Origin of the sequence: Pontibacter sp. 13R65 (assembly GCF_047525655.1) — a bacterium.
In the GTDB taxonomy this organism is placed as follows: Bacteria; Bacteroidota; Bacteroidia; order Cytophagales; family Hymenobacteraceae; genus Pontibacter.
Map to the genome: position 1 here is coordinate 74,086 of NZ_JBLIQL010000011.1, position 13,074 is coordinate 87,159.

At 49.0% G+C, this 13,074-nt stretch carries 10 protein-coding genes; 9 read left to right on the forward strand and 1 reads right to left on the reverse strand.

Annotated elements, in window-relative coordinates:
* Positions 1 to 34: 34 nt before the first annotated feature.
* Positions 35 to 1,591 carry a GAF domain-containing protein gene (locus ACMA1I_RS14210; RefSeq protein ID WP_337069046.1) on the reverse strand — a complete coding sequence of 519 codons (1,557 nt, stop codon included), beginning with the start codon at positions 1,589 to 1,591 and terminating at the stop codon, positions 35 to 37.
* 991 nt (positions 1,592 to 2,582) lie between these two features.
* On the opposite strand from ACMA1I_RS14210, the gene ACMA1I_RS14215 reads away from it, so the two are divergent.
* From ACMA1I_RS14215 to nuoI, 9 genes are all read left to right on the forward strand, one after another.
* Complete coding sequence (locus ACMA1I_RS14215; RefSeq protein WP_337069047.1) at positions 2,583 to 3,014, forward strand: CBS domain-containing protein; 432 nt, start codon at positions 2,583 to 2,585, stop codon at positions 3,012 to 3,014.
* 302 nt (positions 3,015 to 3,316) lie between these two features.
* Positions 3,317 to 3,751, forward strand: a complete 435-nt coding sequence (locus ACMA1I_RS14220; protein WP_414703920.1) for an NADH-quinone oxidoreductase subunit A — start codon at positions 3,317 to 3,319, stop codon at positions 3,749 to 3,751.
* Between the two features lie 241 nt (positions 3,752 to 3,992).
* On the forward strand, positions 3,993 to 4,631 hold the full coding sequence (locus tag ACMA1I_RS14225) for an NADH-quinone oxidoreductase subunit B (RefSeq protein ID WP_147923517.1): 639 nt from the start codon (positions 3,993 to 3,995) through the stop codon (positions 4,629 to 4,631).
* A gap of 259 nt (positions 4,632 to 4,890) precedes the next feature.
* On the forward strand, positions 4,891 to 6,633 hold the full coding sequence (gene nuoC, locus ACMA1I_RS14230; RefSeq protein ID WP_337069049.1) for an NADH-quinone oxidoreductase subunit C/D: 1,743 nt from the start codon (positions 4,891 to 4,893) through the stop codon (positions 6,631 to 6,633).
* Between the two features lie 250 nt (positions 6,634 to 6,883).
* Positions 6,884 to 7,348 carry an NADH-quinone oxidoreductase subunit NuoE gene (gene nuoE / locus ACMA1I_RS14235; protein WP_337069050.1) on the forward strand — a complete coding sequence of 155 codons (465 nt, stop codon included), beginning with the start codon at positions 6,884 to 6,886 and terminating at the stop codon, positions 7,346 to 7,348.
* Between the two features lie 18 nt (positions 7,349 to 7,366).
* Positions 7,367 to 8,662 carry an NADH-quinone oxidoreductase subunit NuoF gene (gene nuoF / locus ACMA1I_RS14240; protein WP_337069051.1) on the forward strand — a complete coding sequence of 432 codons (1,296 nt, stop codon included), beginning with the start codon at positions 7,367 to 7,369 and terminating at the stop codon, positions 8,660 to 8,662.
* Positions 8,644 to 11,379, forward strand: a complete 2,736-nt coding sequence (nuoG, locus tag ACMA1I_RS14245) for an NADH-quinone oxidoreductase subunit NuoG (protein ID WP_337069052.1) — start codon at positions 8,644 to 8,646, stop codon at positions 11,377 to 11,379. The genes nuoF and nuoG overlap by 19 nt, the downstream gene beginning before the upstream one ends.
* Positions 11,349 to 12,311, forward strand: coding sequence for an NADH-quinone oxidoreductase subunit NuoH (gene nuoH, locus ACMA1I_RS14250; RefSeq protein WP_337069053.1), 963 nt, complete (start codon positions 11,349 to 11,351; stop codon positions 12,309 to 12,311). The genes nuoG and nuoH overlap by 31 nt, the downstream gene beginning before the upstream one ends.
* A gap of 246 nt (positions 12,312 to 12,557) precedes the next feature.
* On the forward strand, positions 12,558 to 13,073 hold the full coding sequence (gene nuoI / locus ACMA1I_RS14255; protein WP_337069054.1) for an NADH-quinone oxidoreductase subunit NuoI: 516 nt from the start codon (positions 12,558 to 12,560) through the stop codon (positions 13,071 to 13,073).
* The last annotated feature ends 1 nt before the right edge of the window (position 13,074 follow it).

The window sequence follows — 13,074 nt, forward strand, 5'->3', positions numbered from 1 at the left end:
AGAAAAACTGGGAACAAGGCTTAAAAGACAAAAATCAGAATTTGTCTTTTATAATTTTTCCCAGCACTGCGCTTCTCAAAGTCTCAGCCACCTCCAATTCTTCGGTGAGCCATGGCAGCGAGGTATACTTCACTGTCTCCTGATAAGTTGCAAATGAATTTCTGGGATGGTAGGTCTTGCCGTCTGGCTCCATTTGAATAGCTTGATTAGGGTCGCCACCCCATTTAACAGTTTGTAGCACCTCTGATCTGAAACCCAAAATATACTCTCCCTGCTCTGCATTGATGGGTAGTACAATCAGCCCGCTAACCACATCTTTGTATTCTTTACTCTGAACATAAATTTTAGGCAGTGAATCAGTAGAGAAAAGTTTATCGATTTTATTTCGTCTTAGCCACGACACCAGCTCCCGTAAGTCCTGTGCTTCGGGTGTATTGCCATAGGTCCAAGTGCCGCCATCAAACGTTACAGCAGCACCAGTCAGGCTGAGCAGGTGCTGAATATTAACTTCTCCTAAGAGTAAGCCTTCGGCAAAAACCTGATTGGTGTAAAGTTGTTCCATTAGTTTGCCATGCACACGTTGAAGCTCTGCCCTGTTGCTGATTACCCGCTCACGCTCTTTGGCTGCAAGCTGTGCCGCCACAATATCTGAAAGCAATTCCAACGCTGACCTTACCTCATAAGATGGATTTTTAGCCGTTTTATGGTGACAAGAAATTAAGCCCCATAATTTATTATCTATGATAATTGGTAAGGACATGGAGGCTGTTATGCCCAGGTTGGTCAGGTACTCCAGATGCACTGATGCTACGCTTCGAAGGTTACAATCTGACAAGTTGGTAAAGCGCTGTGTTAAAGAGTTGATGATAGGAATAAGCCGGACCGGCGTATATGCTTTATTTGGAATAAGTCGATAAGGGTTCCGGAAGTAAAGGTCGCGGGCTTGCTTAGGCACATCGGAGGCCGGAAACCGCAGCCCCATATAATCGTCCATATTAGCCTCCTTTTCCTGCGCGATAACAATGCCGTTCCAGGTTGGGTCGAACTGGTAGACTAATACCCTGTCGAAACCTGAAACACGTTTCATCTCAGTGGCTGCAATCTGAGCAATCTGCTGGGCGCTGCCAGCTTGCTTGAGGAGCGATGTAATAAATTTTATTTGCTGGTAAAGGACTCTGAAAGAATTGTCGGCAGGAGCAGTCTCATTATACTCCAACTCTATCAGCACATACTCAGGGCCTGTGTGCAAAAGAGCGGTGAGTGGCTCCTGCTCTGGTCTGCTGTTGAAAGACAAGCTGTATGAAATTTTGTCCAGATTTCCTTGCTGCTTCATTTTAGCTGTCAGGTCCTCAAACTGCGCGGCGGGTAAAAAATGTGAGAGTGGGTGCTCCAGCAAATCCTCCGCCTGCATACCAAGAAATTCACTGACGTTTTCGCTAACCTGAATGATAGTCAGCTCCTCTTTCTCAAGCACAAGCAACATGCCGTGCGGCTGTATCAGGTTGACCAGGTGCAGCGGAATGGAGCCGCAAAAATCTGAATCATAATTCTTTTCAATAGAAATTTGATCCACTTCCGGTATATTCTTCATATAAAAATCGATTGTATAACTGCTCTGCAAGAGCAGGAAGAGCTAAACAATAAAAAAATAATAGCCCCGTAGGCGGCAGGAAAAACCAAACTTTGCGATGGACCTACAGAAAAGAAGGATGTGAAGTAGTTCTGGAATCTGGTACCTTTCCATAATAAAAAGGAAAGACCTGAGAAGATGAATAAGGGCCAATATTTCTAAATTGCTGCATCGCTGGGTGTATTAAGCTATGTCTTAAATGTATAACGCTTATACTCTGAACAAATTTTTAGCTAATCTGTTTATAAAAAATTAAGCATAGCCACTTTTTTCAAATATACGCTGTTTCCTGTTCCGTACCAATTTTGTCGGCTGAGCATACTCAAACATTGATTTGCCACTACAGCTACTCCCCTACCGCAGCAACCTATCAATAAATTATTTCGAGACAAATTTTCACCTCATTAATAGTTTTCTTCTGATTAACCAGCTGCCAGTTAATGAAATTCGAACTTAAAAAATAATTGGACCAGCTTTACTTGCTTAGCAGACCGAAATAAAGACCTGGCTAAAAAAGAACAAATAAAAATGCACTGCCAAACTGTGGCTGCAGGAGGCATTACAATACACTTTTGATTGGCACAGGCTTATAAGTAATCAAAAGTATTACACCTTGTTAATGCGACCCTCGTGAAAATTTCAACCACAGGTTTGATTGTACTACTTTTATAACAAGTTTTGGTTTCAGACTTCAACTGAGTACTGCTCACGTGTAAACTTGTAGGCAGCCACACCCTGAGTTCCATCTTTTTCACAGAATCTTTGATCCAGAAGGTCTTTAAATTGCATCAAGGTTTACATCCTGCCTACTAGTCAAGTTTCTACAAAACAATAGACAACTAACAAACATTAATTAATATTTTTCCCTTATTTTCTTTAACTTAATATTTCTAATTCGTATATTGGTAGTATTACTTCTATATCTTACCCGCTCAACCAAAAGGAGGTCACTATGGGAACCGTAAGACATATTCTTCAAAAGAAAGGCCATGCCATTCTGACTATAGACCCAAACTCCACCGTGTACAGTGCCCTGGAGCTGATGGTTGAGAACAATGTTGGCGCTCTTATGGTGATGGATGCCGACAGGTTTGTAGGTATTTTCACCGAAAGGGATTACGCCCGCAAGGTAATTCTGAAGGGGAAAGCCTCTAAAGAAACTCTCATCAAAGAAATCATGAGTGAGCATCCTGCCACTGTCTCCCCCAATAATACAGTTGAGGAATGCATGCAGCTTATGACTCAAAAATATATTCGGCATTTACCCGTTTTAGAAGATAATAGTCTTGTCGGCCTTATATCAATAGGCGACGTTGTAAAATACCTGATTGAGGAACAGAAATTTATTATTGAAAACCTTGAGCACTATATTACAAGCCATTAACAAGAGTATCAGCTTCGATTTACGCTGTCTTTTCATTTTTATAAGATGCTAATAGCCAATTAATTCAATATGGCACGCTAGCTCTGCAGGAGATTCTTTATTTCATTTAAACAGGAATTAGAACGGAGTTTTAATCAACCTGTAAATCAGGAGTATATTATTTTGGAGGAATGATTAGCTTCATGCTCCAAGACACCACCTTTGGCAGGCAGCAATAGTAAAAATTGCCGCGGCCGCTACATGAGCTATTCTAAAAGGCACACAGCTTTCTAAAAGTCATGCCGCAGGGAGGCGGCTACCGTATGACTACACCTGCTGAAACCTCCACCGTGCTCTGGCCATTACTGGTCTATGGCGCTATTGTATTTAGTCTGGCAATCTTCATTCTGGGGCTATCCCACTTGCTGGGTGGCCGCCGTAACGACCGCGCTAAAGGAGAGCCTTATGAAGGAGGCATCGTTAGCGAAGGTTCCGCACGTCTTCGCTTTTCATCACAGTTCTACCTTATCGGCATGCTCTTCGTCATTTTCGATGTAGAGACCATCTTTATATTCTCCTGGGCCATTGCCTTCAGAGAGTTAGGGTGGTATGGCTATGTGGGCGTTCTCGTATTTATTGGTTTGCTGGTAGTGGTACTGGTATACGAATGGCGCAACGGTGCTTTAGATTTTGGCCCCAACGGCAAAAAAATATTGCAGGCCTACCACCGCATGACCCAAAAGCCTGACCCTGTTTAAAATTTAAATACCTCTGGAAGGCCTTTTTCATTAGCAGAATTTGTTTCTGACTAACGAATTCAAGGCTTACCTACCATACAGACCGCAACAGAAGGCTGGCTTTGCCGGCACTTCCAGATAGCAGCTTCAAAAGCTGAGGACCAAAGAAAACCTATGCTACACTCCTTCACCCACCTGCGGTGCTCGACCATAACACCCTCTACACTTTAGCACTTAACCAAGATTTAACTAATTGCAGCTTATGAAGTGGTGGTTAACGAAACCAGACGACCCGGCAGCAACCATAAAAGGAACCGGATCTTACGAAGAGTCGGTGAAGCAAAGTATTATGCTCACCACTGTGCAGGACCTGGTAGCCTGGGGCCGCAAAAATTCCATGTGGCCTTTCCATTTTGGCCTCTCCTGCTGCTTTGTAGAAATGGCCACCAGCATGACGCCTAAATACGATGTGGCCCGGTTCGGAGCCGAAGTTATTCGTGGCACTCCTCGCGAGGCCGATGTCATGATCATTGCGGGTACTGTCTTTATTAAAATGGCTCCTATCATCAAGCGTTTACATGAGCAGATGATGGAGCCTAAGTGGGTGATCTCCATGGGCTCCTGCGCTAACTCCGGGGGCATGTTCGATATCTACAGCGTGGTGCAGGGTGTAGATAAGTTTTTGCCGGTAGATGTCTATGTGCCCGGCTGCCCACCTCGCCCCGATGCCTTTATGGAAGGCCTGCTATTGCTTGCCGACTCAGTGGGCAAAGAACGTAGGCCGCTCAGCTGGACCATTGGAGAGCAGGGAATCATCAGGCCCGAAAAAGTGGATGTGAAAATAAGAAGGCAGGAGGCCCGCTCCAAGATGACCGACTTTCGATCGCCGGACGAAGTTTGATTTTTGGATGTTAGTTGCTGATTGCTTTTAAAACAGCAACAGGACCAGCAGCCTTCTTCAGAAGAGTAAGTTCATGTAAACAAGGATGCTGCGAGCAGCAGGAATAAGCATTTTTAAATAATCGTGCCTACACCTTTGGCTAGAACTTCATAAAACAGCTTTAGAAGGGCATTTTCATTAGAATAATTGCTACCAGGTATCTGCCCCGGCACTCTTCCTCTAGTGGTACAAAGTCATTCAGTCCTAAAAATTGAATTAGATGGAAAACAACAGTGGCATTTTAGAACAATTGCAGGCACGGTTCGGCGAAGCCACCTTTAAACCTCAAACTACTAAGGATGAGATCCTCACCCTCTGGATGCCTCTTGAAAAAATAAAAGATGTTCTCTCCTACCTTAAAAAAGAAGCTGCTTTCCCGCTCCTTTTCGACCTGACGGCTATCGACGAACGAACCCGGAAAAGAGACAATGGCCACACACCCTTTGCCTTCACCATTATCTATCACCTGCTTTCGTTTGAGCGCAACGCCTTTATCAGGCTAAAGGTAGGGCTAAAAGAGGATTTCCCGATCGTGCCGAGCATCAGCAGCCTCTGGGCTAATGCCAACTGGTACGAGCGCGAAGTGTACGACATGTTCGGCATCCGCTTTGAGGGACACCCGCACCTGTCGCGCATTCTGATGCCACGCACCTGGGTAGGCCACCCGCTGCGCAAGGAGCACCCGGCTCGCGCCACCGAAATGGGACCATTTCGGCTCTACGACGATAAAATAGATCTCGAGCAAAGTGCTCTGCAGTTCAAACCCGAAGAATGGGGACTACAGCGGCAAAGCCAGGACACCGATTTCATGTTCCTGAACATTGGTCCGCAGCACCCGGGTACCCATGGCGTGCTGCGCATTATTCTGCAGCTTGATGGCGAAGACATTGTAGATGCCATTCCTGAAATTGGTTTCCACCACCGGGGAGCCGAAAAAATGGGTGAACGGCAGTCGTGGCATACCTACATCCCTTACACCGACCGGGTTGATTACCTGGGTGGCGTCATGAATAACCTGGCCTACCTGCTGGCCGTGGAGAAACTGGCAGGCATACAGGTACCAGAGCGGGTAAAAGTAATCAGGATTATGCTCTGCGAGCTTTTCCGGATTGCCAGCCACCTGGTGTGGTACGGCACGTTTGCGCAGGACGTAGGGCAGCTCTCACCGGTGTTCTATATGTTTTCAGACAGGGAAAAGGTGTTTGAAATTGTAGAGGCCATCTGCGGCGGGCGCATGCACCCTAACTGGTTTCGTATTGGTGGGGTGGCGCAGGACCTGCCCATCGGTTGGGAAAAACTGATCCAGAACTTTCTTGACTATTTCCCGAAACGGCTAAAAGAATACGACAGCCTGGTGCTGAAAAACAGCCTGTTTAAAGCCCGTACCAAAGGCATCGGTATTTTCACGAAAGAAGAAGCCATAGAATGGGGTGTGACAGGTGCTAATCTGCGGGCCTGCGGCTTTGAGTGGGACTTCCGGAAAAAGCAGCCTTACTCCGGCTACGAAATGTTCGACTTTGAAGTACCTACCGCTGCCAACGGCGACTGTTACGACCGTGCCCTTGTACGGGTGGCAGAGATGCGGCAAAGCTTAAGAATAATCGAACAATGCCTGAAAAACATGCCTGAAGGTTCTTACAAAGCAGATCATCCGCTCACTACACCTCCAATCAAAAAAAACACCTTACAAGATATTGAAACGCTCATTACCCACTTTCTGGGCGTGAGCTGGGGACCTGTGATACCACCTGGTGAGGCCATGAGTTGCATAGAAGCAACTAAAGGAGCCAACGGCTACTACCTCACCAGCGATGGCAACACCTCGCCCTACCGGGTACGCATCCGCACTCCCTCGTTCCCGCACATGCAGATGCTGCCCTACATCACCAGAGGCTATACCGTAGCTGACCTGCTCTCCATACTTGGCGCCATGGACTATGTGCTGGCTGATATTGACAGATGATTTTTTATGATTTGGAGATCTTTTGATTTGAGAATGTGGAGATGTGGAGATTTTAAAATAATGGCGCGAGTGTCCTCGCTCGTGTCTACTATTTGGAGGCCTCTGGCCGAACTATAGATTGGTGTCCATGCGGCCAGAGGCCGCGGAATAAGAGACAAGAGTGAAGACGCTCGCGCCATTATAGATTATAAAGTAGTATCAATGAAAAGGTCTAACATCTATAATCTAATACCTAACACCTAAAAAGAATATGCTGACTGCGGAGGAAAAACATCAAATAGAGCATGAAATCAGCTTAGTCCCTACCCGGAAAGCTGCCTGCATCGAGGCACTGAAAATTGTGCAGCAGAACAGAGGCTGGATCTCTGACAGCAGCCTGGCGGAGATAGCAGAATTTGTAGACATGTCGCCGGCTGAGCTGGATAGTGTGGCCACCTTCTACAATCTGATCTTCAGAAGACCGGTGGGGCGGCACGTGATCCTGCTTTGCGACAGCATCAGCTGCTATGTGATGGGGTACGAAACTATCCGAGACCACCTTTACAACACGCTCGGCATTAAATATGGCGAAACAACCGAAGATGGCCGCTTCACCCTTTTACCTAATGCCTGCCTCGGCACCTGCGACTGCGCACCTGCCCTGATGATCGACAACGATTTGTACCGGAACCTGACGGTGGAACAACTGGAAGAGATTTTGAACAAATACACCTAAATGCAAAAGAGGCCCGCTATGGAAAAACCTCTTACCCAACATATCGTACCCGGCCGAAAGCCGCTCAGCCTGCAAGAATATGAGGCCGTGGGTGGCTACGCCTCTGTCAGGAAAATACTGAAAGAACTGACGCCTACGGAGGTGCAGAACCTGGTGAAGGACTCGAACCTGCGTGGCCGGGGCGGAGCTGGTTTTAACACCGGCCTGAAGTGGAGCTTTGTGCCTATGGGTCTGGACGCACCCGCTACCAAATACCTCGTGGCAAATGCCGACGAGATGGAGCCAGGCACTTTTAAAGACCGCGTGCTACTGGAGGGCAACCCGCATCAGCTCATCGAAGGTATGATCGTGGCGGCCTATGCTATTCAGGCTAATATTTCTTACGTGTTCCTTCGCTGGGCCTATAAACTTGCCGCCAAAGAAATAACCCAGGCCATAGCAGAGGCTTACGAGGCCGGCTACCTGGGTAAAAGCATTCAGGGCTCCGGCTATAACCTGGAAATGCACCTGCACACTGGAGTAGGGCGCTACATGTGCGGCGAAGAAACAGCTTTGCTGAATGCGCTGGAGGGAAAAAGAGCAAACCCAAGAGCCAAGCCTCCCTTTCCGCAGGTGAGTGGCCTGTACGGCAAACCTACCATCGTGAACAATGTAGAGACGCTCTGCTGCCTGCCGCACATCATCAACAACGGGTCAGAGTGGTTCAAAGGCCTGAGCAGAAGTGCTGATGCCGGCACCAAACTCTTCGGCGTGAGCGGCCGCGTGAAAACGCCCGGTTGCTGGGAACTGCCCATGGGCATTACGATCCGTGAAATTATGGAAGAATATGCCGGCGGCATGCAGGACGGTTACCTGTTCAGAGGCTTATTGCCCGGTGGTGCTTCCACCGATTTTCTGGTAGAAGAGCACCTCGACCTGCCAATGGACTACGGTTCGATCCAGGCAGCTGGCAGTAGAATGGGAACCGGCACCATGATTATTCTGGATGACCAGACGTGCCCCGTAGGATTCGTGCACAACCTGCAGCACTTCTTCGCTCAAGAGTCCTGCGGCTTCTGTACCCCCTGCCGCGACGGGTTGCCGTGGGTAGAACGGCTACTGCTTTCCATCGACAAAGGTGAAGGCCGACCCGAAGACATGTTGGCGCTTGAATTTCACACTAAATACTTAGGCCCCGGCAACACCTTTTGTGCCCTTGCTCCAGGGGCTATGGAACCTCTGCAGAGCGCTCTGAAATACTTCAGAGAGGATTTTGAACAGCATATTGTAGAACACCACTGTCCCTGGAGCACCGTATGGCAACCATCTATATAGATAACGTTCCTTATGAAGTAACCGCAGGTAAAAACCTGCTCGAAGCCTGCCTCACCCTGGGCTTCGATTTACCTTATTTCTGCTGGCACCCGGCCATGGGATCCATCGGTGCCTGTCGCCAGTGCGCCGTAAAAGTGTACCGCGACGAAAACGACAAGACGGGCAAATTGTTTATGTCCTGCATGGAGCAGGTGCGCGATAATCTGCATATTTCCATTGCCGATATGGAGGCCAAAGAATTTAGAGCGCACGTGATCGGCTGGCTCATGACAAACCACCCCCACGACTGTGCTGTGTGCGACGAGGGCGGCTCCTGCCACCTGCAGGACATGACCGTGATGACAGGCCACAACTACCGCCAGTACCGCTTCGATAAGAAGACCTACATAAATCAATACCTGGGCCCGTTTCTGAACCACGAAATGAACCGCTGCATACAGTGCTACCGCTGCGTGCGCTATTATAAAGACTATGCCGGTGGCAAAGACCTGGATGTGTTCGCGGCTCACAACCACCTCTACTTTGGCCGCCACGAAGATGGTGTGCTCGAAAACGAGTTCAGCGGAAACCTGGCGGAAGTCTGTCCCACCGGCGTATTCACTGATAAAACTCTTAAACAACACTACACCCGCAAATGGGATTTAACCACGGCTCCCTCTGTGTGCCACCACTGCAGCCTGGGATGTAACATAGTGGCAGGTGAACGTTATGGTTCCCTCCGCAACGTCACCAACCGCTACAACGGCGAAGTGAATGGTTATTTCCTCTGCGACAGAGGCCGCTTCGGCTATGAGCACGTGAACAGTATGAGCCGAATCCGCAAATCGCTTGTTCGCACACAGCTTCCTGAGGCCACCGATAAATACAAAGCCTTACAGGCTGCAGCCAGTGCCATAAAAGCCGGAAGAGTAATTGGCATTGGCTCGCCCAGAGCTTCAGTAGAGTCTAACTTCGTGCTCAGAACCTTGGTAGGCGAAAACAATTTCCATCATGGGGTGTCGGATGTGGAGCACGACCTGTCCGATCTGGCCTTGCGAATTCTTAGAGCCAGCGCTGCCCGCACCCCCTCCCTGAAAGAAGTTGAAAAAGCCGACGCTGTGTTTATTTTGGGCGAAGACCTGACCAACACCGCTCCGATGCTGGCGCTGGCCGTGCGGCAATCGGTCAGACAGCAGCCCCTGCTGGAGCAGGTATCGAAAGCCAAAATTCCGGTGTGGCAGGATGCGGCCGTGCGGGCGCTGCTGCAAACCGAGAAAGGCCCACTCTTTATTGCCGCCTCTACCAACACCAAGCTAGACGAACTGGCCACCGCCACCTTCTTCGATTCGCCGGATGCTATTGCGCGCTTAGGATTTGCCGTGGCTCATTTTATACATGAGGAATCTCCAAACGTAAATGGACTTACCGAACAGGAGGAGGCACTGGCACAACAAATTGCCATGACCCTGCTGGCCGCAGAAAATCCGCTTATCATCTCAGGCACCTCCTCTGGCAGCGACAGAATACTGAAAGCCAGTGCCAATATTGCCAATGCTTTGTGTGCCAAAGAAAAGTCAGCAGGCATTGTACTCACTTTGTCCGAATGCAACAGCATGGGTCTGGCTATGCTAGGCGGTCATAAACTCGAATCTGCCTTTGAGGCTGTACTGAATGGTTATGCCGATACCGTTATTGTTCTGGAAAATGACTTATACAGGAGAGCGGCTACAGATAAGGTAAAACAATTTTTTGAGGCTGCCAAACAGGTTATCGTGCTCGACCACCTGCACCATGCTACAAGCGAGCACGCCTCCATTTTGCTTGCGGCAGGGGCTTTTTCAGAAGCAGATGGCACTTTAATCAACAACGAAGGGAGGGCACAGCGGTTTTACCAGGTGTACCCCACCACAGAAGATATTCAGGAAAGCTGGCGCTGGCTCGGTGAGCTCGGCACCGTCATCGCCCATGATCAGATTGTGCATTGGGAAGGTTTTGAAGATATTCAGAAAGCAATCGGCCACGAGCTACCAGAACTGAAAGGCATTCTCGCCACTGCCCCACCTGCCGATTTCAGAATTGCCGGGCAGAAAATACCGCGTGCGCCGCACCGCTTCAGTGGCCGCACCGCCATGCTGGCCAACATAAACGTAAGTGAACCTAAGCCACCCGAAGACCCGGATAATCCTTTGACCTATACCATGGAGGGCTACCGAGGGCAACCACCTTCTTCCATGATTCCTTTTTTCTGGGCACCCGGCTGGAACTCCTCTCAGGCTACAAACAAATACCAGCAGGAAGTGGGTGGCGCTTTGCGTGGCGGCGATCCAGGTGTACGATTGATAGAGCCAAACCCGATGCCGGAGGCTCCTTTCTCTACGGCAGTACCACAGCATTTTCAACCTTTGGCTAACCATCTGTTTATGCTGCCACTCTACCACATTTTCGGGTCTGAAGAATTAAGTACTTTGTCGCCTGCCGTAGCCGAACGTATTCCGGAACCTTATGTAGCGCTTAACTCAGCAGATGCCGAACGGCTCAGGCTGGAAGAGGGGCAGCTGCTGCATTTCAGCATTGAAGGACAGGCTTACTCGCTTCCGGTTAAAACAAGTGCGCATATTCCAACCGGTACTGCCGGAATGCCAATTGGCTTACCGGCTATTCCTTACATAGAACTACCTGCCTGGGCAATTTTAAACGGGAAAATACAATGGAAGCAGCAACACCAAACTACTTTCTGATCATTGGCGGCATCCTGTTCGCGCTCCTCAACCTGGCCGCCGGCCTGATCTGGATTGAGCGGCGCATGCTCGCGCTATGGCAAGACCGTTATGGCCCAAACCGGGCCGGGCCATTTGGAATTTTAATTGTGCTGGCCGACTCCCTCAAGCTGTTTTTTAAGCAAGACTGGGTTCCCCCTTTTGCCGACAAGCCTGTGTTTATTCTGGCTCCGGCCATTGTGTTCATTACGGTGCTGCTCAGCTTTGTTATTATTCCGTTTGCACCGGGTATTGTGGTGGCAGACCTAAATATTGGACTGCTGTTCTTCCTAGCCATGTCGTCGATGGGAGCTTACAGCATTATTCTGGGCGGCTGGGCCTCCAACAACAAATATTCTCTACTAGGTGCCATGCGCGGAGCTGCCCAGATGATTTCATACGAGGTGTTCATGGGGCTGGCACTAATGGGCGTGGTAATTTTGGCTGGTTCCTTTAACCTCGGCGACATAGTGGAAGCGCAGCGGGGCCTGTGGTTTTTCATTCCGCAGATCATTGGCTTCGTCATCTTTTTTATTGCCGGCATAGCCGAAACCCATCGCCTGCCCTTTGATATTCCGGAGGCGGAAAGTGAACTGGTGGCGGGGTTCCACTCAGAATATTCGGGCATGAAGTTCGGGATGTTTTTTATTGGGGAGTATATCGGCATTACCCTCATCTCCTGCATGGTAGTTACGCTCTACTTTGGTGGTTGGCTAGGCCCCGATTTTCTGCCCCCAATCGTGTGGTTCATCCTGAAGGTGTTCTTCTTCCTGATGATCTTCATCCTGCTCCGCGCCTCCATGCCCCGCCCCCGCTACGACCAGTTAATGGAATACGGCTGGAAAATACTGCTTCCCCTCACCCTCCTGAACCTGGTGGTAACCGCTGGCATTATGCTCTGGATGGGATGGTAGAATTTAAAATTTTGAATGAGTGATTAAGAGGATGAGTGAATACTGAATAAGTTGCGGAAGTGGAGCAGGTCAGCAAGACCTCACAGCGTGCGCAGCTCCTAAGAGTGTCTGGCTGAAGCTAAATTCAAATGAAGGTATAGAGTACCCTTGGCATAAAAACAGGCAAAACACCTCCGGAAGGCCATTTTCATTAAAGGAATTGAAAAGTCTAAAATCTAGTATCTAACATCTAAAAAAGGAGCAACCATGTTTAGTTTACTGCGCAGCATGTGGATTACGTTTCTGCATGGTTTTCACAAGCGTGATACCATACAGTACCCCGAGGAGAAGGTAAAACTCACGACCAGGTGGCGTGGCAGAATTGTGCTGACCCGCGACCCGGACATGGGCGAACGCTGTGTAGGCTGCTACCTCTGTGCGGCCGCCTGCCCCGTAGACTGCATCTCGCTGCAGGCAACCGAAGACGAAAACGGCCGCCGCTATCCTGAGTTTTTCCGCATCAACTTCTCCCGTTGCATTTTCTGTGGCTTCTGCGAAGAGGCCTGCCCCACCACCGCCATTCAGCTCATCCCGGATTTTGAAATGGGCGAATACAACCGCCAGAACCTGGTGTATGAGAAAAAAGACCTGCTGATAGATGGGCCCGGAAAATATCCGGGCTACAACTACTACAAAGTGGCTGGCGTGGCTACCGGTGTAAAAGCCAAAGGCGAAGGAGAGAACGAACGGCCTCCTGTCGATATTAAAAGCTTAATTCCCTGAT